The organism is Psychrobacter sp. GW64-MNA-CIBAN-0177, assembly GCF_040309585.1.
GTDB lineage: Bacteria > Pseudomonadota > Gammaproteobacteria > Pseudomonadales > Moraxellaceae > Psychrobacter > Psychrobacter okhotskensis.
In genome coordinates this window covers 1-19,234 of the sequence record NZ_JBEOOY010000018.1, presented here as the reverse complement: position 1 = coordinate 19,234, position 19,234 = coordinate 1, and the positions used below count along the sequence as shown (strand labels likewise).

The window sequence follows — 19,234 nt, the reverse complement described above, 5'->3', positions numbered from 1 at the left end:
TTAATAGTGTGGTCATTTAATAGCTTTGTCATTCAATAGTATTGTCATTTAACAGCGTCACCTTTTTACTGACTCACCATGGTTGACGCTGTCTAAAACCTTTATATTGAATAGTATCAATAATAACAGAGAGGCTACATGCGCTTATTTAAAAACTATAAAACATTGTGTAAATCTCTAGCCTTTGTCAGCATGCTGGGACTAGCGCAAATGGCGCAAGCGCTTGCTCCTATCAGTGATGGTGATAAATTGGCGCACGATGCCAAAAAACAGATCGGTGTTACGGTGAGTTATGATCCTACTTATCGTAAATTGGAGTTTCCGCGTGGCGATGTAGCAATAGAGACCGGTGTCTGTACCGATGTGATTGTCCGTGCTTATCGTTTGCAAAATGTGGATTTGCAGCAGTTGGTCAATCATGATATGAAAGGAAATTGGTCCGCCTATCCAAAGACTTGGGGCTTGAAGTCAACGGACAAAAATATCGATCATCGACGTGTGCCCAATCTTGAAACGTTTTTTGCGCGTCATGGAAAAACGTTATCTACGACTGATAAAGACAGCTTTAAAGCCGGAGATATTGTAACGTGGCGCTTGCCAAACGGCGGTTTGCCGCATATAGGTATCGTCTCAGACAAAGCAGCTGCTGATGGTGCGCCGCTGATTATTCATAATATTGGCCGTGGTACGCAAGAAGAAAACATCCTTTATGCTTATCCTATACACAAACACTTTCGATATTGATAAAGGCCTTTGCACAGGGTAGCCCAAAGTAGTAAAAATAGGCAATACAAAATAGAAGTAGTACAAACTAACAGCCATTAAAAAGCCCAGTTAAACGTCATCATCTACGTTTAACTGGGCTTTTTAGTACTATGATTTTCTTAAAAACTAAGCTTGCTGAGTTTTTGCCTCACCCAATAGCTGTCCCATTTTTACCACGCTATTGGCTTTCATGCTGTCCTGCCAATCCGCTTTTGCGGCTTTTGGTAAGACGACAATCGCCGTTGAACCTAAATAAAAGCGTCCAAGCTCATCGCCTTTCTCAAAGCTCATGTCGTGATCTGCTTCTTGGATGTCCTCAGTGCGGCTGATTTTTCCGGTAGCGACGGTTTCGATACCAGCGACAATCATAGCGCCAACCATTACCACGGCCGCTTTGCCATATTTTGTATCAAATAAACAGACCAAGCGCTCATTACGGGCAAACAAATCAGGCACGTTAGCGGCTGTGGTATTATTGACCGAAAACAGCGTACCCGGTACATAGCGGGTCTTGGTCAAGGTACCATCAAAAGGCATATGAACGCGGTGATAATTGCTGGGCGCTAGATACACGGTCGCAAAGCTACCATCAGCGAAATAGCTGCCATCTTCGCTATTGGCCAGTAATTGACCAACGTCATAATGACGACCTTTGGCTTGCAGCAATTTATGGTCTTCAATCTGTCCTAGCTGCGAGATGATACCATCGGCAGGACTGACAATACCGTTTACGCTGCTATCGATGATACGGGCGTTTTTTTTGAGCTCACGGGTAAAGAAGTCATTAAAACTCTCATAAGCATTAAAGCTCTGACGCTCATACTCACCTAAGCTGACGCCGTAAGCCTTGGCAAAACTACGAATAAAGGCACGTTTGACATACGGATGACGGCTGGCGGCTAGACGCCCAGCGACTTTACTCAGCTGCTGCTGCGGGACAAATTGTTGAAGGGTAGTAAATAAATTCATAATCGGGCTACCAAGATAGGGTTTGATGTAATAATTAATAAGCAAATCAATGGCGGTATTTTATCATGGACAGCAGAGTATTGTATGACCATAATCTGTCAGACATTTATAAATAAAAAAGGCTCTAAATGAAAGCGCTTATACAACGGGTTCACTGTGCCAGTGTCAGCGTCGATGCACAAAATATCGGTGCCATCGAGCATGGGGTGTTGGCGTATATTGGCTTGGGGCATGATGATAGCCTGCAAACTGCCCAGCGCATGATTGATAAAATTCTGACCTATCGCATATTTGAAAATCATGACGATCCTGCCAAGGTCGGTAAACTGGATAAAAATGTGCAACAGGTCGGTGGCGGGCTATTATTGGTGTCGCAATTTACCTTGATGGCAAAAACAGACAAGGGTCGTCGCCCTGATTTTGGTGGCGCGATGGCACCTAATGCTGCTCAAATGTTGTTTGAGCAAATGATTACTTATGCTAAAACTCAGCATCACAATGTTGCCACTGGTCAATTTGGTGCTGATATGCAAGTGGCAAGCGTCAATGATGGGCCACTAAACTTTTTATTAGAAGTCTAGAAAGCCGTTGTCATGAAGCTGTCATAATTAACCCGTTTAATAAGTAGAAACTGGTGACTGTGTATTGCCTTTTTTGTATCTTAATTTCTTTATGTTAATTTTCCTAATTTGAGTTTTGGTGCGCTAAATTTTTGAATCTTAAAATCTAATAACAAGGCTGCCGTATGTATAATGAGCAAATTTTGATCGTTGAGGATGAGCCTGCGATTCGTGAAATGATTGCGATGACCTTAGAGATGGCTGGCTTTGATAGCCTGCACGCTGCGGACGTAGCAGAGGCGCATCAGCAAGTGGTTGATCACCGTCCGGCGCTGATACTATTAGATTGGATGCTGAACGGTGAAAAAAGCGGCATTGATTTTTGCCGGATGCTCAAAAACGACGATTCGCTCGCCGAGATACCGGTCATTATGCTGACTGCCAAAAGTGAAGAAGACAGTAAGGTTCATGGGCTCGATGCTGGGGCTGATGACTATATGACCAAGCCTTTTTCAACACGTGAGCTAATCTCAAGAATCAAGGCGGTGCTACGTCGTAGTAGTGCACTCAGCGCTGATAAGCCTATCGAAATCGGCAAGCTTAGCTTAGATCCTAAAAGCCAGCGCGTGACGGCAGCGGGTCAGCTCATCGATATCGGTCCGACAGAGTATCGATTGTTGGCATTTTTTATGAGTCATCCAGAGCGTGCTTATACGCGGACACAGCTGCTAGATCAGGTTTGGGGCGGCAATGTCTATATTGAAGACCGGACGATTGATGTACATATTCGGCGCTTACGTAAATTACTGCAGCCTTATGATTGTGCTACGCTGATACAAACGGTACGCGGTACTGGGTATCGGTTTTCTAGCTTGATTGAATCCATTTAATCAGCCGCAGAAAATGTCTTGGTAAGCGTAAAGAAACACAGTATCTAGTGGTAGGGATGATAAATGACGATGACAACACCGATAATGCCTATGATGCCGATAGAAAATGAGCAACAGGGTGAGCAAGCGCAAGTTGCCCAGCACAATACAACGGATCAACTTAAAAAAATCCGCAGCGCCTTACGAGCGTTACGGGATGCGGTTATTTTGCTCAATGATGAAGATGGTTTGGAATGGTGGAATCAGGCAGCGGAAGACTTGTTGTTATTGCAGGCAACTGATAAAGGTCAGAGTATTTTTGACTTTATCACCATACCAGAATTTCGCCAGTACTATCAGGCTATCACCCCACCGAGCGATGGTGTGCACATGGTGTCATGGCGAGACCCTAAACGTTATCTAAAGTGTGAGCTTACGCCTTTCGATGATGAAAAATTACTGATCATTTATGATGTGACCCGCTTGCAGCATTTGGAGGAAATGCGTCGTGATTTTGTCGCCAATGTCTCGCATGAGCTGCGCACGCCATTGACTGTGTTGATGGGATATTTAGAAAATTTTTCCGAGCAGGAAGATATGCCACCGCAGTGGCGACGTGGCTTTGAGCTAATGACTCAGCAGACTGCCCGTATGAATCGGATTGTAAATGACTTACTGCTGTTGTCTCGTATCGAAATCGAAGAGACGCACGAGCTTAATGACATTGATATGACCAAGTTACTGACGCATATCTATGATGATGCGCAAGCGTATAACCAAGAATATAATCATACTATTCATTTGCAGATAGACACTTACGATGGGTTATACGGATCACAGATGTACTTAACGAGTGCCTTATCCAATTTGGTCATTAATGCCATCAAATACACGCCAAAGGGTGGCAATATAGCTATCAGCTGGACAAAAACAGCGGAAGGCTGCCGCTTTGCTGTTGAAGATGATGGTCTCGGTATTGCGCCCCAACATATCGAGCGCTTGACGGAACGCTTTTATCGCATCGATAGTGGACGTAGCCGTGCTAGCGGTGGTACGGGCTTAGGCTTGGCTATTGTGAAGCACGTTTTATATCAACATGAGGCGCAATTAACGATAGAGTCGGTAGAAGGCAAAGGCTCGACCTTTAGTGCAGTATTTCCAGCCGCGTATGTGCGTTCTGCCCATACCTCCTAATTTTTTTGTAGAAGTGGGTAGGGGTTAACCGCGCTGCCATTGATATAAATACCATAATGCACGTGGGTCGGCGTGCCTTTGGCATTACCGCTGTCGCCAACATAGCCAACGATATCGCCAGCATTGACCCAGTCATTGGGCGCGATGTCGGCATAATCTTCTAGATGAGCGTAATAATGTCCTGCGCCGCCCGGTCCAACCACCACCACCACGCGTCCCCCCAACGCATTGTCGCCGACTTTGCGGACGATGCCCTGCGTGGTCGATTGTATTGGTGTGCCCCGAGGTGCAAAAATATCAATGCCTTCATGAGAGCGCCCTTGGCTACGCGCAGCGCCCCAAGTATCGGTTAGATGCTGCTCTGGTAGTGGACTGGGTAGGCTGTTTTCTATGGGTAACGCTTGTTGTAATAAACTCAGTTGCTGCCATTTTGCTACGACAAAAGACTGAGTCTGTTGGCTAATGCTGGGTAATAATTTATCGAATACAAATAACAGCGCTAGCAAGACACTTGCTTTAATCAGTACGCTTAATACACGACTGAAAAAAGAGGGGTTGGGCTTTTGGTTGCTTCCATTTGCTTGCATCGATATCTCTTAGTTTTTTACATCAATTCTCGTCAATATTATAAAGGCTCAATTCTCATCTCTTTGTATAGCATTGTTATATCTAGTTGTTATCTTTAGCTTTTAGCCCCATAAATGATAAGGTAATAGATAAAATCTCATCCAATAAAATTTTTTATAATGTTTTCTAAATGATAAAAACTGGCTGCTATTTTTAGCCAACGTCTATGGTTAAGTTTTTATGACTGACGCTTTTAATTCTGCGGACATTTCTACCACGGCTGATACAGCGCTGGTTATCGATACCGAAACCGATCAAGGCCGTGATCCACGACCGATTCAAGTGGCGACGATTAATGTGGCTAGCGGATTTGAGTGGATGAAATATTTCAACAGTGGTCGCTCGATATCCCCAATCGTCATCAGGGTGCATGGTATTACGGATGACGACGTGGCTGGGCTTGAGCGTTTTGATTTGGCGCAATTTGAATTGCCCAAGTACTTAATTGGTCATAACGTACGTTTTGATTGGCGGGTGATTGGTAGTCCCTCTGCCAAGCTAATTTGTACCGTGAGGCTGGCGCGCGTAGCTTTCCCAGAATGGAGCGGCTACAGTCAATCTAAGTGTATCGAGCAATTATTGGGCAAGTCTGAAGCGAGAAAAATGACGATTGCCGCTCATGATGCGCTAGGTGATGCCCGTATGTGCTATCTGCTTTATCAAGCTTGCTGTGAGCGTTTGGAGATTGCGCCGACTGATTTTGCGGCGGCCCATGCTATCGCTAACAAGGCCAATCCAGTGAGCAAAATGCCCTTTGGTAAGCATAAAGGTAAGCTGATTAAAGACGTGCCCATCAACTATGTTAAATGGATGCTCGGTAACATCCATAACATGCAGCCGTCGCTTTATTCAGCATTGACGAAACGTATTAAGGCAGCAGACGTAGGAAATGCACAAGAGTAAAGCGCGTTATCAGCCGTTCTATTTTTATTCATGCTTGAAGCCGTCGTTTTCAAAGCTATGATTTCTGGAGCTATTGCTGCTGATTTAACCAATCTACTGCCATTTGCCATAACTCAGGTGCCTTGGCATTGGTTCGACTACTAAAATAGCGCATATGACCAATGCTGCTCAGACCAAAGTCTTTTGGCTTAAAAAAGCGTTTTTCGACCGGCATCTTTGTATAGACGCGAATCATGTCGTCGATGTTTTTGCTATTGGCAATTTCGTCATCGCTAAAGCCTAGCCACAGTGCTGGCATGCGAATGTCATCATAAAAATGCGTATGAATGCTTTTGCCAAAGGCGGTTTTGATATAACCTGAGCCATTGCACCATTCGCGCCACTGACGAGACACGCCGCGCGGTAGCGGTTCGCCCATGCCGATTTTATCTGATGGGGTATAGCCCAGCGCAAAGTTCGTAACAGGAATAAATGCATCCATAAAACCCATCGCCTTGAGTTTATAAGGCATGTCCATGTTTTTGATACAACCTGACGAGCAAGCGACATTGAACACCGAGGCGATAGCATCATAATTGCGCATCAGACCAATCAGCTGACCGCCTGCACTATGACCGACGAGATGGTAAGAAGCATCGGGAAATTCATCTTGTAAGGCATCGAGGACGGCTGGCATGTCATGACGACCCCAACTTATCAGTGAGGCATCACATTTGGCCAAATCGGTTGCTAGTGACTCGCCGATACCTTCGTTGTCAAAGGTCAGGACACCGAAGCCCTGCGCTGCTAAATGGCTTGCAAAGTTGTGATAAAACTGACGCTTGATACCGGTAGCGGGCGCTATCATGACAGCGGCTTTGACCGTCTCTGTAGGGCGATAAACCGTTGCGGCCAACGCCTGATTGCGCTCAGTCATAATACTTAATGAATAGCTGCCATTATCAGCGTTGCTTTCATGGTCATTAGTCGCGTCGATCGTGTCGCCTTGTAGTGCTACAGAAGATGGCGCATGGTTATTATGCATAAAAATACCTTGATGAGTTTCGTCGTTTTTATTAAAGAATAATGAATGTGGATCTGCAACGTTTTATAGCAAGTCAGTGCTAAAAAATGTAGTCATTGCGTAGTGATAAATCGTTGCTACCATGTGATAGCATGGCTTATGTTAAGATAAACGCTAACAAATAGCAGCATAATGAGCGTTGTTTTATCTTTCTCATGAATCACCGGATTTATAATACTTCTACTGGCTGTTTATAAAAAACCAAATATAAACAATAGTTATGAATTCCACTGATGTTCATTATGCGTAATTAATAGACTGCTGACAACACCTTAGACCTTATCAGAACGCCTCATCACAAGCTTTTATCAGCAAAGCATGAAAAAAGTAAAAGATGACAGCACCGCAGAATACAGCGAGTTAACGTTAGTGATAAGCGTCATATTGTGTCATTCTAACAAGCAATAAAACCTTTTACCGAACCATTTAATACAATAATCCAAGCAAACTTAGGAGCGTTATATGCAAATGAAAATTAATAATGATACTTATGAAGTGATTACCAGCCAAGACATTACGAATATCGAAAAAGCGGTGGATAAATCAACCCTAGCGATGCCATTGGTGGCTGTTTATTGTGGATCACGGTTGGGTAATAGTGAGGTTTATGAGCAGGCAGCGCGTGAGCTTGGTCGTGCTCTAGCCGATAATGGCATGGGCTTGGTTTATGGCGGTGCCAGCATTGGTCTGATGGGCGCGGTCGCCGATGAAGTGATTAAAGGCGGCGCACAAGCCGTTGGGGTGATTCCTACCTTTATGCTTAAGCACGAAATCGCCCATGAGGGTCTTACGCGTCTGCATCTGACCGATACCATGCATACGCGTAAGACAGTCATGGCGGAGTACGCCGATGCGTTTATTACCTTACCCGGTGGCCTTGGTACGCTCGAAGAGATTATGGAAATCGCCACATGGCGTCAGTTGTATCAACATGAAAAGCCCATGATTATTCTGAATATCAATGGTTTTTATGATCGGATGATTGAGCACCTAAAATATACTACAGAACAAGGCTTTATGAAGCAGCAAGATCTAGAGCGTTTGGTGGTTTGTAATACCATCGGTGAAGCGATTGAGTTGCTGCAGACAGTTGTAACGATAGATGATGCAGTTGATACTGAAAAAATGGCAGGTAATTAAAGACCGGCGCTGTATATTTCTTTAACATGGCTAATTAATACCTATAAAGGTGTTGATCAAATATACCTCTGTTAGAATATGAAACGTTAAATTGTGTCATTGTATATAAGAAAAAAGGAGGGCGTTGCTAGTAATTAGCAACGCCCTCCCTTTTTCTTAATAATTTTTAACGTTGTTTTTGCCAAATTTAACACCTCGTTAAAACAGCTAGTCAACTGCAAATACAAATATCTAAGGCTGAACTGGCGTCAAACTCTCTAACGCAATCTCACGAATGCTATGATTAACATCTGCCATCGCCGCTGGGAAGCCACGGTCTTCAGCCAAGCCGCGTGCTACTTTATCAATCGTTAAGCTGTCATTGTGGGCTAGATAGGTCCAGTCATGTGTATAGCGGCTACGATTGGCCACTGTGTCGTTATCTATTAAACCGAGATCGGTCAGCTCATCGACGATTTGATCAGCAGCAATCAAGGTGGACGATGCTTTGACATTTTCCGCGCGGGCGTAGCGTATATTTGAGTATAAGCTCACATCTGCCACCCGTAGTGTATCGTCCTGACCCGGAATTTGCTGCCCACCATATAAGGCATTACCGATGGTGCGCGCGCTATTAAAGGTCGGCACAAACTCTGCTACGTATTCAATTGCTTGCTGACTACGCGCTTGCAGTGGTGCTTTGTCCCAGCCATCTTCGATATAATGTACATATTGCTGCGGCAACTTAGGCTGCGCGCTGCCTTTATTAGAGGCCACCAATCCATCATTGAACAAGGTAATGGCTTTACTCATGCCATGGATTTGGAAGTAACCACCTGGATAAGGTGTTAGCTGTGCCATACCTTCTGGCGTACCGCGACTGCCGTACACGATGATTTCGGGTATCTGTCCGCCAGCGTCACCCCAGTGTGTGATATAAGAAGATTTGAACTCAACCATACGCTCGACTTTGACGCCCACCATATCGTCGATGACACCGGTGCGAAAGCCGCAAGCATTGACTAGGTAATCGACTTCGATAGACTCAGGTTGAGACTCACCAGCTTGCTGATAATCGACGCGCCATTTTGTGACATGGTGATCAGCGTTGGTACAGTTCTCACAGTCGACAGGCATGACTTGCTTGATTTGCGTATTGGTAAAGACGTGCGCGTGCTCATAGCCTTCTAATGCAAGGTGCGCAGAAGCGGCTAAACGAAAAATATTCCAGCCATATTCTTGTACGACAATGAGCGGAAACTTTACTTTATTCAAGTCCAAATACTTAGCAACCGGTATCATCCATTCGTCAACCGTGCTCGGTATCGCAACTTGCTCACGTTCAGACAGCGCAATCAGTTGCTCATGACTATAGAGCTGATAATAGTTTTCCGGTTCGCCCAATACTTTGTTATTGCTGTCTTGTGCGATGAGCTCACGATATGCGTCCGTCAAAATATCGAGACGCGGTAGCAAATCTTCAGGCAAGCCTTCATCACGCGTCGGTACCGCGAACACCGTTGGACGTACGTCGATGGTATAAGGATAAAGGCGCAAGATATCGATACACTGCTTAAGCAGGGCAACGCAATCCTCGTCAGGAATTTCACGATATAGATTACCACCCGCGTGCAAATGGCACATGGGTGGACCATCGATCAGTGATTTTTTCTTCTCAAATACGTAGGTCTCAAGCCCTAGAGCTGCTAGGCGAATGGCAATCGTTGCCCCTGCAGTACCGCCACCCAAGATGCCGACACGTTTGGTAGATGGGTGGTTCTTTATTGCCACCGCTGTTGTATCAAGTTTAGTGGCTGGAGACTTAATATCTTTGAGATCAGTCTCTTGAGCACCAGTATCTTTAGAGGGATTTTTACTTAAATTATTGGTCATTGTCGTGGTTATATCCTTAATAGCATCAGCATCGGGACATGCTCCGCTTATTCATATAATTGTCTGGGCATATAAATTTCTGATCATGTCAGTGTCTTGGATCGTGCTATAGCTATTTATATGCGTGCGAAGGTAGCCAAGTTCAACATTCATATGGAACCGCCATAGTCATAATTTTAATGGCTTGGTTCTTGTTATCGACTATTTATTATAGATAACGTTATTTTACGAAAACCTATTAGGGATATGACGGCAAATACGTAAGTAGTTACATTAGTTTTGTCAACGACCTGCCATGCACTGTCTTAGCTATAAAAGATAAAGGTAGGGATGAAACGCATAGCATCATTTAAGTACAGTCAATCCTTACTTAAGTATCATTAATTCTTTAAACGTCCGCGAACAAGTACTGCCTTCGCTCATAAACTTGACCCTGTAGTTTACTAATTTGTAATATTCGCAAGTTTTTGTAAGTTTATATGCCGACAAAAACGACCGTTTTAGGGCATATGCTATAGTGAAATTACTTGAAATCAGCTGTGAGAGTAAAGTGTATGAAAATAAAGCAGTTGGCTGAGCGTATGACTGAACTATCGCACAAATCAGCAGATTGCAATATTGATAATTAATAAACACCATGTTCAATAAAAATTCAATTCGGTAAAAATCCAAATTAATGAGATGTTTTTTTTAATACAAGGAAGTGATTATGAAACGTATTCTAATGTTATCTGCCCTAGCTAGTGTATTGACCGTAACGGGTTGTTCGACGCTAAACAATGTGTTTGGCAACGACGATTCAGGCATGCATGATGTACAAGCTAGCATGAGCAATAAAGCACCAGTTGCCAGCATGAATGGGATGCTAGTGGATGCCACCAACAAAATGACGCTATACACCTTTGACAAAGATTCCATGAACAAATCGGAGTGTGGCTCGGCATGTCTACTGGCTTGGCCGGCGTTTATGGCACCGAGTAATGCCCAAGCTTCTGGTCAGTTTGCCGCTTTCCAACGAGAAGACGGTAAGTATCAATGGGCTGTCAATGGCAAGCCTTTGTACTTTTATGCCAACGACACAAAAGTTGGCGATACTGACGGCGACAATAAGCTTGGCGTTTGGCATATCGTTAAAACTAAATAAATTGATAAAGTGTTAACCTTAAGCCAAAAAAAGCAGCCAATATAGTGGCTGCTTTTTTGTGTTCGGCTTGAGCTGATGCTAAAATCACCCCAAACGTTGTTGTAAACCTAGCTAAGGTCTCGACATTATCGTCGGTTTACGGCTAGTCTGGGGCGATTTTAGCGATCAGCAGTCCTAATATTTGAATGTTCAACAGACCCTAAGACAAGAAATCCTGTATGACTTTTTTATATGTTTAGGAGATATCTGCTAAAACTTCCGCCTGAACGATCTCCAAGGCAACTTCCTCTGTTGTTTCTTTTCTGTATAAAGGGAAGAAATCTGAGCTTAAGTCACTTTCTGAAAACCAACTATCAGCAACCAGCGCTGCATACTTTACGGGATTGACGATTAGTCTATAGGTTTTAAACAACAACTCTTGCGAGCTAAAGCCTTTTTTATATTCATATAAAGAATCTAGAGCCGCACCAACGCCACCGCCGAGGTGTAGCAATTCATAACGATTTTCTCTACCCCAGTCACGAGCAACATGAGTAATCAACTTTGAAGGCTGCAAGTTAGTATAAGCGTTGAGTGTTCCGCCGAGATGGAATTGCATGATACCTGATTCTTTACAGGTCGTATAAATAGAGGAGGCGATTGCTTTGTCTTCTTGATAAGCGGTGATTAATACGATTCTATTTTGAAGGTTCTCAAGCAAATTAAAAAAATAATCATCGTCAAAAAAGTAGTATTGACTGGCGTTGACCTGTGCCATGGTTTCTTTATAAATGCTGGAGAACACCATGGCATTTTCTCTGGTCAATTGCTCAATTTTGGTCACGACATTCATTTTTACCGCTTTTTTGATACCTCTACGGTGTCGATTTTGGGTTTCTCCCCAGTGCTCCTCGGCCGACTTGCTCAAGTCAGACATCAATGTCAGTCCGTGAGTTAGAGCTTTACCAACCGTTGGAATCCATTCTTTATTAATGATGGGATGCAGTCTCATGAATAAGGAGACACAGCCTTTGGCAAAGAGGACAGCTCTGATTGCTTCCATAATGATGTCTACCTCGGCATCAGTTAAGGACTTGTCCATCAAGGGGCCACCGTAGCCATAAGTAGAAGTGGCATCCCAATATTGAGCATCAGTATATTCGCAATTACTGTTCTCAGAATCAGTATATTCGCAATTGGTATTTTCACGATTAATGTCTCTAATGATAATTGGCAAAAACACTTTTTTATTTTTATAGTGAGCGATGATACCCTGCGGTTTACCTTTGTCTACGATAGCTGAGGCAGCTATCCAGCCAGATAAATGATAGATATCAAAATGATAGTCGGCGATGTTTTTGTCCCAGTTTTTATCTATAGCGACAAAGTCGATATTTACTGTATCCATCTTTCTGCTCCCTCAGTGTTATGTTTATATTCGTAAATTCATATATATGAATATAACAATAACTATAAGGGTTAACAAGCAAATAAATGGATTTATTCATTTATTTGCATATATTTGTTTAGCAAATAGTGCAGGGCTATAAAAAAGCAAAAAAAAACAGCCATCATAGTGGCTGCTTTTTTTAGTAAATACTTTTTAATAAGACTTCAGTATTATTTTGTGGTTTTCTGTACCAACTCACCATCGATTTGAATAGGCACATTGGTCGTGATGCCAGCTGCATAAGCCGTCATACCGTAAGCAGCGCGATCGATATTACCCGTTGCGCGAAAACCAATAACTGGCTCTTTAGTAAGAGGGCTATTAGCAATTTTGTTCAACGTCACATCTAATGTAAGTGGCTTAGTTTGACCAAGCATGGTGAAATCACCTGTTATTTTTGCTTGTTGTGGATTGATAAAACTGACCTTAGTAGACTTGAACGTCATCGTTGGATATTTGGCCACATTAAAAAACTCATCGGTTTTTAAATGCTTATCACGGGCATCCCAATTGGTATCGATACTATCGGTTGCGATCGTAAAGTTCATATTGGTCTTGTTAGGGGTTTTGATATCGTAATTAACCGTACCTTGCACATCATTAAAGCGGCCCATGGTCGTTGAAAACCCTAGGTGATTGACAGAGAAGCCAACACGAGTATGTGAGTCATCTAATTGCCATTGGCTAGGTAGTGCCGCGCTCGCCATGGTAGTGATTGCCAGTGCAGAGCTGATGAGTAGGGCTTTCGTGGTGTTTTTTAGAGCAGCGTTTATCATTGGCTATTATCCTTATTTAGTGAGGGTTGATTAAATAGTGATTCAGTTAATAGAGGACCTGTCATAAACCTCGATACTAAAAGATAAGTATTGTTTAAATAATCTACAATTATAATTGGTATTAAGTGGTTTGTCTAATCAACTATTATACTAGCATAAAACAGTTATCTCAAGACCATTGTCGGTTTGCTAACGTTTGATTACCTATGATTATCATAACTGCTGCTTGCATCAAACGGCAAAAACCGTTAAAATCGCGGTTTGATTTTCCCGCTGGGGAAGGCTAAGTGAGCAGAGGTATGGTATTGGGTGCTGGAATAAGCCAGTGATGCAGTTGCCAGCCTTGCAAATGTCCTTAGTGCCTCAGTTACGTATGCACAGTTTTATATATACTTTTTTATGAGAGCTTTTTTGTAAGAATTTCTTTATAAAAATTCGACACATCGTCGAGAAGACTGTAAATACATCGGACATAGAGAGTTTATTATGCGTAAAGATATCCATCCTGATTACCAAGAAGTTTTATTCCACGACACTAACGCTGACGTGTTCTTTTTGACTCGTTCAACCGCTAAAACCAAAGCCACTCGTGAATACGAAGGTAAAGAATATCCATACTACCCACTTGATATTTCAAGTGCGTCGCATCCATTCTATACTGGCGAGCAACGTAAAACTTCTACCGAAGGTCGTGTTGCTAGCTTTAACAAACGCTTTGGCGCGTTTGGTGGCCGTAACAAGAAAGCTGCTGAACAAGCTGCTGATTCAGCTGAATAAATTACGCTTATCGCGTCAATTTATTTTGCTAAGCCATAAAAAAACCGCTGATTATTCAGCGGTTTTTTTTGTTTAAATTTCAGGCTATCAGTTTTCGAGATTTAATTTAAGCTATAGTCAAAATATCCTAAAAACGCTATGGTATTGCTGATATCAAGTTTTTGTAGCCTCTGTCTGCGCAGGCACAGCAAGCAAAATGGATATCAGCAGTGCGTGGATGGTTCGATATAACTTTTCACTGACTATATCTATATCAGCTTTTAGACAGTAGGGCTGCTCAATTCGGCAGCTGATGAATTAAGCAATTTGACAATAAGCTCTGCCAGTTGCTGAGCCCAATAGCCATACATTAAACTACTAGGGTGAAAGCCATCACTAGCGAACATCACCTTGATATCAATTGGCGTACCATTAGAGTGCTCTTCTATCATCCGTGGAAAATCGGTAGCCATATAAGTGACGCCCTCATTACTCGCACACACTTGCTGTAATGTCTTATCAAGGATTGAGGCTTTGGCACCGACGAAGTGATTCAAAGGGGCCGGTATCGCAGGCATTTGTGCCATGGGCGGTAGACTCAAAAAAATCAATTGCCGTACGCCAAATTTACGCTGAGCGATAGTAATAATGTCTTCGATTTGCTGCTGCCATTTACTCACAGAGACGTTTGAGGTAGTGTCATTAACACCAACACTCAGTACCATCACATCGACAGCTTGACTAGGCGTAGGCAGGACATAAAGCCTGCGCAAGATATCGAAGCTGGTATGTCCAGTGGTCGCTTGCAACGACCAAATTAGGCTATCAAACTGGGTATTAATCTCGGATTGCTGCGCTAAGATAGGCATCAAATTACCAACCAGCGCTTCTTGTTGCGTCTGACTACCGACACCCGCTGCTGCTGAATCTCCAACGACCATGATATTTAGTGTTTGCTTGGTCTTATCTTTAGTATTAGCAGTGGCATCAGTCGGTTTGCCTAATTGGATATGTCCGTGTCGCTCTCCATTTGGCTCAGGCAAGCGCACCGTATCACGCTTGATTTTGCGACCTTGGTAAAGATAAATAGGGGCCAGTAGGACGTCTCTTGCGACCGAGGCTATTTTATTGCTATTTACCATCCTGCACGCTCCCGAATCGTAGTGAGGCTGTCTTCTACCAATAATTTGCCATCGATATAAACGTCACGTAATAGGTTGTCTGCACCAGCGGGTAAGTCATTCACTTTGATGGTTTTTGGCTTGCCATTAGTGCTTTGTATTAATGCCAAGCGACCTTTTTTTGAGCGTTTCGAGCGGCTGGTGACAGGATCTTTATAGATATCTTTCCATACGCCATCGATAGAGATGGCACTGGCTTTCATCGCCCAGCTCATGGTATCGCGATTGACTTGTTGTAGTAGACCACCGCCCATGCCAAAGGTAATATTGTCAGCACTAAAGCCTGCCTTTATGACCACGTCGATAATTTTGCTCAAGCTTTGCGGGCTAATGCCATCCCCTTGGATGACACGTACATAATCTGGCAAAACTTTGTAGCCTTTGCTATTAATAGTCGTGCCAAATTTCACTGCCAAGCGCTCCAGCGCCTCGCGAACTACTTTAGCAGGCTCACCACTATCAGGCCTGATGACTAAAGTACCGCCCATGTTTTTTACGTCGTCCTTCAAGCTGCCACCCCAAATATTGTCAATGGCATTCCATAAATCATAGCTATCAGAGACCACTGAAAAACTTTTGCCAGTCCCGCCAAACTGCTCAATCATATTGGCAAATGCCGCTGTCTCACCATCACGACCCCAAGCAGTCATGGTGCTGTGTTCAGCCGCAGGGATAGAAAACGCAGGCATGTCTTTATCCATTTGATACCAGCGACTGGCAGCCACCAAAGCCGTCATTGAGTCTGTGCCAGCAAAGTTCACCAAATGTGCCAAGCTGCCCAGTGCGACAGATTCTTGACTAGACGCACCGCGTGAGCCAAAGTCATGTAAGCGGAACGTCAGTGATTCGGTATTATCTGCTGATTTTTCTAGCGCTTGACGAATGATGCCTTTGCAATAGTGCGAGACACTGGCGACCGTCGACGGATACCAGATAGCACGGAGTAATGCCGTTTCGATATAACTTGGTAGCCAATAGAATTCTGGGTCAGTATTGATAATCTGACAGACCACATTGGAGACGGACACGATGCTGCCTTCAGGTATGGCTTCGATACGTAGTGGCAAATAGCCGCCATGCTTATCAACCAAACGCTCCCAACCTGCACGGTTAAAGGTTAAGCCATGCGCTTGAATCAGTATTTCGGCTTCATCAATGTCTTGGTGGGTAATAGGGGTACTCAGGTATTCTTTGATAAAGGCTTGCAGACCAAAGAACACTACGTCGTAATCGCCTTTACGCGCTTCGATATAGCTGGATAGATACTCACTACCGCTTGGATATTGCACCCAATGTGAGGTTTTATAGCTGTCGCTATTTAAGATTAAATTATTTAAATTGCTGGTATACATCACAGAACTCCTCTGCTTTGAGTGAAATGGACGACTTGCGTCACTGTTGAGTCTTAAACGGACTAGAAGTATTTATATAAATTAGCATTAATTTATTGCTCAACAGTCTAACGGTTCATCCATTGACAGCATCTAGTAAGGACACCTAAATGCTGCGTAATAACCCGTACCGTCTATCGGTTTGGGCGGTGAAAATATAAGTGGCACTGATAAAACCAAATTTATGAGGTAAATTATATAGAGTGTCGTTAATTGAAAGTAGGGCATTAATGCACTAAACAGTCAGCGACAGAACACCTTATAAGCCAACCATTTTGGTGATAATCGCATAATGATCTTCAAACATCATGGTGGCATCCAACTCGGCAAGTGGTAGCCAAAATGCTTTGGCCGCGTCGTCACCGCCTTTCACTTTGGGCAGACCTTTCGGGTCGTTTTTTAGCTGAAAGTAAAAGGCTTGAGTAATCGTGCGACCACGCGCTGAGCGGTAAGGGTCGTCAAAGGTATGCTGACTATGACAAGAGCCGCGTAATACTGGCTCTGGGACTTTAAGGCGTGTCTCTTCGCGTAGCTCACGGATACAGGCGTCAAATAGGGTCTCTTTTGGATTCAAAAAACCACCGGGCAGTGCCCACAGCCCGCGCCCTGGCATGCTGCGACGTTCTACCAACAGAATATGACCTGACTGGACGACCAAAGCGTCTGCCGTCATAAAGGTAGGCGGGTAAGGCGCAGACTCCCATTGTCTTTTATACTTATCGACGAAGTCAGCTTCTTCGTGCAACTGTTGATAATCCTCGGTTTTCTTGAAGTCATTTAGGACGTTGCGGGTCGACTCAGGGGTGCGCTCAGGCGTTGGCGTGGCACCCATCAGATAACTATCCCGAATAGGGGTAGCCGATAGATTGTGATAATTGGGCACAGAGACAGACGCCCAGTTGGGGAATAGCGATAAATAATATGATGAGCTGTCCTTTGAATGACCAATGAGACCGATATCGGTCTGCAAGTCGCCAGTGACTGACTTTACGCCTGCTTGCACGTATTGCAGCCAGCGCGTGTCATTGTAGAGCGCATCATCGAGTCCAACGCAGTGAATACGCGCGGCATCTGCTGTTGAATACGCGCCTTTAATCATCGCGGCGCGCTCAGCAACGCTAAAGGGATTGCGCAAGCTACGTGGTAAGTTGGCGGAGCCGATGAGCATGATGACATTGTCGGCACGCTTCAAGGCTTCATCCACAACCGCTTTGTGCCCGCAATGAAACGGCTGAAAGCGGCCAATAAACACCAAATAACGATAGTGTTTTTTTCCCTGCTTATCTGGGTTTTGTGTATCTAGATTTTGCTCTGATAATCCACTCATAGACGCCACTTTCCTACGACTTATTTTTTATTGGTTAAAAATTGATGACGCTAATACTGACACAGCCTATGACTTTCTGACAAGTATAAAGATGTGTAGGGGTGTGTCATCGTTACCTTGCATGCTTCTCTATCCATGCGGTTACCGTTGGCCAAATCTCTGTCGCAGCATTGCGGCTAATCATAATACGACTATGAGTATAATCGTCCAAATCGCCACGGCTGATTGCGTATTCACGAAAGACGTTATTAGGGTTAGCAAACTTGTCAAAAAATAACTGACAGCCACGGGTTGGTGAAATAAAACGGTCGCCTTTGGCACTGATCGCATAGATAGGTGTGGTGATCATTGACATGTGTTGTCGATAATCGAAGTGTCTGTTATGAGATACAGTATGAGATGGAGTATTTTCAGATGCGATATTAGAGGGAGTGTTTTGATCAATTGTCGTTGTGTCGAATTCACTTTGTTGTATAAAGCTGCTTTTAAAGTCTTTGTTCAGGTTCCATTCGTACCACTGGTTCATCGTATAGTAGCTTTCGTTAATAGGGCCAAGCTTGAGTCGGTTGGCAGGGAGGTAGCCAAGCATACGGTTGAGAGTTTTGACGGCAAGAATTTTGACGTGGTTTTTAGAGCTTACGATAGCGCCATAAACTTGACAGGCAAACATACTGATACTGTTTATGTGGTTAATGTACTGCGGATGTTGGATTAAAAACATCGTTAAGCAGGCACCGCCGCCACTGTGAGTAACGCAGTGCAAGTTGTCCAGCTTTAGGTCATCAAATAAATAACGAAAGGTGGCCTCAAAATCATAGGTTGCGACGGTTTCGAAGTTAAATTTGTCTTTTGGTATCGAGCTCGCACCATGACCGCGCCATTCCATAATGTAGCAATGATGACCAAGTTGCGCCAGATATTGGGCGATTCTTAAACAAGTCTGTTTGTCTGAAAATGTACCGTGGGTCAACAGCACGTTTTGTGGTTGAATGGTCGTGCGCTCGGCAGTGAGGTTCGTGATGGATAAGCTATCGTCATCAGGCACTACGTTATCTGTGGCTGTATCAACAATTTGCCAAATAGCAATTTGCTCACCGTCTTTGGTACTTACCAGCTTTAGGGTTTCTGTCATCATAAGATTGATTCAATTAAATATGAAATTGCTATTAGCTCAAATGTAATGTTTAACAAACCCCACTCTCAACTTGAAATAAGCAAATCAAACTGAAGAGGCGGATTACCAAGTTTTTTGTTGAGTACAAAGCACA

At 43.7% G+C, this 19,234-nt stretch carries 18 protein-coding genes; 8 read left to right on the top strand and 10 right to left on the bottom strand.

The genetic code is table 11. The features are described from left to right. Positions 1–138 precede the first annotated feature (138 nt). On the top strand, positions 139–744 hold the full coding sequence (locus AAEY79_RS10880; RefSeq protein WP_025652520.1) for a DUF1287 domain-containing protein: 606 nt from the start codon (positions 139–141) through the stop codon (positions 742–744). Positions 745–891: 147 nt separating this feature from the next. Here AAEY79_RS10880 and asd read toward each other — a convergent pair whose 3' ends face one another. Beyond that, positions 892–1,734, bottom strand: coding sequence for an archaetidylserine decarboxylase (gene asd / locus AAEY79_RS10875; RefSeq protein WP_201582914.1), 843 nt, complete (start codon positions 1,732–1,734; stop codon positions 892–894). A 128-nt stretch (positions 1,735–1,862) separates the two neighbouring features. Between asd and dtd the strand changes: the two genes are divergently transcribed. From dtd to phoR, 3 genes are all read left to right on the top strand, one after another. Further along, positions 1,863–2,315: a D-aminoacyl-tRNA deacylase gene (gene dtd / locus AAEY79_RS10870; RefSeq protein ID WP_201565617.1), complete on the top strand. Its 453-nt coding sequence runs from the start codon at positions 1,863–1,865 to the stop codon at positions 2,313–2,315. Between the two features lie 164 nt (positions 2,316–2,479). Then, positions 2,480–3,184, top strand: a complete 705-nt coding sequence (phoB, locus tag AAEY79_RS10865; RefSeq protein WP_173239802.1) for a phosphate regulon transcriptional regulator PhoB — start codon at positions 2,480–2,482, stop codon at positions 3,182–3,184. Between the two features lie 63 nt (positions 3,185–3,247). Further along, the gene (phoR, locus tag AAEY79_RS10860) at positions 3,248–4,357 is read left to right on the top strand and encodes a phosphate regulon sensor histidine kinase PhoR (RefSeq protein ID WP_227692951.1); all 1,110 of its coding nucleotides are present in this window, start codon (positions 3,248–3,250) and stop codon (positions 4,355–4,357) included. Here the strand turns inward: phoR and AAEY79_RS10855 are convergent. Further along, the gene (locus tag AAEY79_RS10855) at positions 4,354–4,944 is read right to left on the bottom strand and encodes a M23 family metallopeptidase (protein WP_173239801.1); all 591 of its coding nucleotides are present in this window, start codon (positions 4,942–4,944) and stop codon (positions 4,354–4,356) included. The two genes, phoR and AAEY79_RS10855, sit on opposite strands and share 4 nt — an antisense overlap. Before the next feature lie 220 nt (positions 4,945–5,164). Here AAEY79_RS10855 and AAEY79_RS10850 point away from each other — a divergent pair, with 220 nt between their 5' ends. Next, complete coding sequence (locus AAEY79_RS10850; protein ID WP_025652513.1) at positions 5,165–5,887, top strand: putative quorum-sensing-regulated virulence factor; 723 nt, start codon at positions 5,165–5,167, stop codon at positions 5,885–5,887. A gap of 70 nt (positions 5,888–5,957) precedes the next feature. On the opposite strand, the gene AAEY79_RS10845 is transcribed toward AAEY79_RS10850, so the two are convergent. Continuing rightward, on the bottom strand, positions 5,958–6,911 hold the full coding sequence (locus AAEY79_RS10845) for an alpha/beta fold hydrolase (RefSeq protein WP_265088511.1): 954 nt from the start codon (positions 6,909–6,911) through the stop codon (positions 5,958–5,960). Between the two features lie 501 nt (positions 6,912–7,412). On the opposite strand from AAEY79_RS10845, the gene AAEY79_RS10840 reads away from it, so the two are divergent. Beyond that, positions 7,413–8,090, top strand: a complete 678-nt coding sequence (locus tag AAEY79_RS10840; protein WP_025652510.1) for a TIGR00730 family Rossman fold protein — start codon at positions 7,413–7,415, stop codon at positions 8,088–8,090. A gap of 231 nt (positions 8,091–8,321) precedes the next feature. Here the strand turns inward: AAEY79_RS10840 and AAEY79_RS10835 are convergent, their stop codons facing one another. Continuing rightward, entirely contained in the window at positions 8,322–9,962 is a 1,641-nt protein-coding gene (locus AAEY79_RS10835) for an FAD-dependent oxidoreductase (RefSeq protein WP_227687607.1), read from the bottom strand. A 709-nt stretch (positions 9,963–10,671) separates the two neighbouring features. Between AAEY79_RS10835 and AAEY79_RS10830 the strand changes: the two genes are divergently transcribed. Beyond that, positions 10,672–11,106: a hypothetical protein gene (locus tag AAEY79_RS10830; RefSeq protein WP_201565613.1), complete on the top strand. Its 435-nt coding sequence runs from the start codon at positions 10,672–10,674 to the stop codon at positions 11,104–11,106. Between the two features lie 235 nt (positions 11,107–11,341). On the opposite strand, the gene AAEY79_RS10825 is transcribed toward AAEY79_RS10830, so the two are convergent. Both AAEY79_RS10825 and AAEY79_RS10820 read right to left on the bottom strand, forming a co-directional pair. Then, the gene (locus AAEY79_RS10825; protein ID WP_201577098.1) at positions 11,342–12,493 is read right to left on the bottom strand and encodes a GNAT family N-acetyltransferase; all 1,152 of its coding nucleotides are present in this window, start codon (positions 12,491–12,493) and stop codon (positions 11,342–11,344) included. Positions 12,494–12,705: 212 nt separating this feature from the next. Continuing rightward, positions 12,706–13,311 carry a YceI family protein gene (locus AAEY79_RS10820; RefSeq protein ID WP_201565604.1) on the bottom strand — a complete coding sequence of 202 codons (606 nt, stop codon included), beginning with the start codon at positions 13,309–13,311 and terminating at the stop codon, positions 12,706–12,708. Between the two features lie 486 nt (positions 13,312–13,797). On the opposite strand from AAEY79_RS10820, the gene AAEY79_RS10815 reads away from it, so the two are divergent. Then, positions 13,798–14,088 carry a type B 50S ribosomal protein L31 gene (locus tag AAEY79_RS10815; protein ID WP_201577101.1) on the top strand — a complete coding sequence of 97 codons (291 nt, stop codon included), beginning with the start codon at positions 13,798–13,800 and terminating at the stop codon, positions 14,086–14,088. A gap of 260 nt (positions 14,089–14,348) precedes the next feature. Here the strand turns inward: AAEY79_RS10815 and AAEY79_RS10810 are convergent, their stop codons facing one another. From AAEY79_RS10810 to AAEY79_RS10795, 4 genes are all read right to left on the bottom strand, one after another. Next, complete coding sequence (locus tag AAEY79_RS10810; RefSeq protein WP_201617097.1) at positions 14,349–15,209, bottom strand: SGNH/GDSL hydrolase family protein; 861 nt, start codon at positions 15,207–15,209, stop codon at positions 14,349–14,351. Continuing rightward, entirely contained in the window at positions 15,203–16,600 is a 1,398-nt protein-coding gene (locus AAEY79_RS10805) for a nicotinate phosphoribosyltransferase (protein ID WP_101211139.1), read from the bottom strand. Before AAEY79_RS10805 ends, AAEY79_RS10810 begins: the two co-directional genes overlap by 7 nt. 298 nt (positions 16,601–16,898) lie before the next feature. After that, entirely contained in the window at positions 16,899–17,966 is a 1,068-nt protein-coding gene (locus AAEY79_RS10800; protein WP_352288325.1) for a bifunctional nicotinamide-nucleotide adenylyltransferase/Nudix hydroxylase, read from the bottom strand. A 112-nt stretch (positions 17,967–18,078) separates the two neighbouring features. Beyond that, entirely contained in the window at positions 18,079–19,101 is a 1,023-nt protein-coding gene (locus AAEY79_RS10795; protein WP_352288322.1) for an alpha/beta fold hydrolase, read from the bottom strand. Positions 19,102–19,234: the final 133 nt, after the last annotated feature.

Excerpts from the sequence above, each read along its gene's own strand:
- AAEY79_RS10815 (WP_201577101.1), top strand. The coding sequence starts at position 13,798 with ATGCGTAAAGATATCCATCCTGATTACCAAGAAGTTTTATTCCACGAC.
- AAEY79_RS10880 (WP_025652520.1), top strand. The coding sequence starts at position 139 with ATGCGCTTATTTAAAAACTATAAAACATTGTGTAAATCTCTAGCCTTT.
- AAEY79_RS10825 (WP_201577098.1), bottom strand. The coding sequence starts at position 12,493 with ATGGATACAGTAAATATCGACTTTGTCGCTATAGATAAAAACTGGGAC.
- AAEY79_RS10820 (WP_201565604.1), bottom strand. The coding sequence starts at position 13,311 with ATGATAAACGCTGCTCTAAAAAACACCACGAAAGCCCTACTCATCAGC.
- AAEY79_RS10810 (WP_201617097.1), bottom strand. The coding sequence starts at position 15,209 with ATGGTAAATAGCAATAAAATAGCCTCGGTCGCAAGAGACGTCCTACTG.
- asd (WP_201582914.1), bottom strand. The coding sequence starts at position 1,734 with ATGAATTTATTTACTACCCTTCAACAATTTGTCCCGCAGCAGCAGCTG.
- phoB (WP_173239802.1), top strand. The coding sequence starts at position 2,480 with ATGTATAATGAGCAAATTTTGATCGTTGAGGATGAGCCTGCGATTCGT.
- AAEY79_RS10840 (WP_025652510.1), top strand. The coding sequence starts at position 7,413 with ATGCAAATGAAAATTAATAATGATACTTATGAAGTGATTACCAGCCAA.
- AAEY79_RS10805 (WP_101211139.1), bottom strand. The coding sequence starts at position 16,600 with ATGTATACCAGCAATTTAAATAATTTAATCTTAAATAGCGACAGCTAT.
- dtd (WP_201565617.1), top strand. The coding sequence starts at position 1,863 with ATGAAAGCGCTTATACAACGGGTTCACTGTGCCAGTGTCAGCGTCGAT.
- AAEY79_RS10845 (WP_265088511.1), bottom strand. The coding sequence starts at position 6,911 with ATGCATAATAACCATGCGCCATCTTCTGTAGCACTACAAGGCGACACG.
- AAEY79_RS10800 (WP_352288325.1), bottom strand. The coding sequence starts at position 17,966 with ATGAGTGGATTATCAGAGCAAAATCTAGATACACAAAACCCAGATAAG.
- AAEY79_RS10830 (WP_201565613.1), top strand. The coding sequence starts at position 10,672 with ATGAAACGTATTCTAATGTTATCTGCCCTAGCTAGTGTATTGACCGTA.
- phoR (WP_227692951.1), top strand. The coding sequence starts at position 3,248 with ATGACGATGACAACACCGATAATGCCTATGATGCCGATAGAAAATGAG.
- AAEY79_RS10855 (WP_173239801.1), bottom strand. The coding sequence starts at position 4,944 with ATGCAAGCAAATGGAAGCAACCAAAAGCCCAACCCCTCTTTTTTCAGT.
- AAEY79_RS10835 (WP_227687607.1), bottom strand. The coding sequence starts at position 9,962 with ATGACCAATAATTTAAGTAAAAATCCCTCTAAAGATACTGGTGCTCAA.
- AAEY79_RS10795 (WP_352288322.1), bottom strand. The coding sequence starts at position 19,101 with ATGATGACAGAAACCCTAAAGCTGGTAAGTACCAAAGACGGTGAGCAA.
- AAEY79_RS10850 (WP_025652513.1), top strand. The coding sequence starts at position 5,165 with ATGACTGACGCTTTTAATTCTGCGGACATTTCTACCACGGCTGATACA.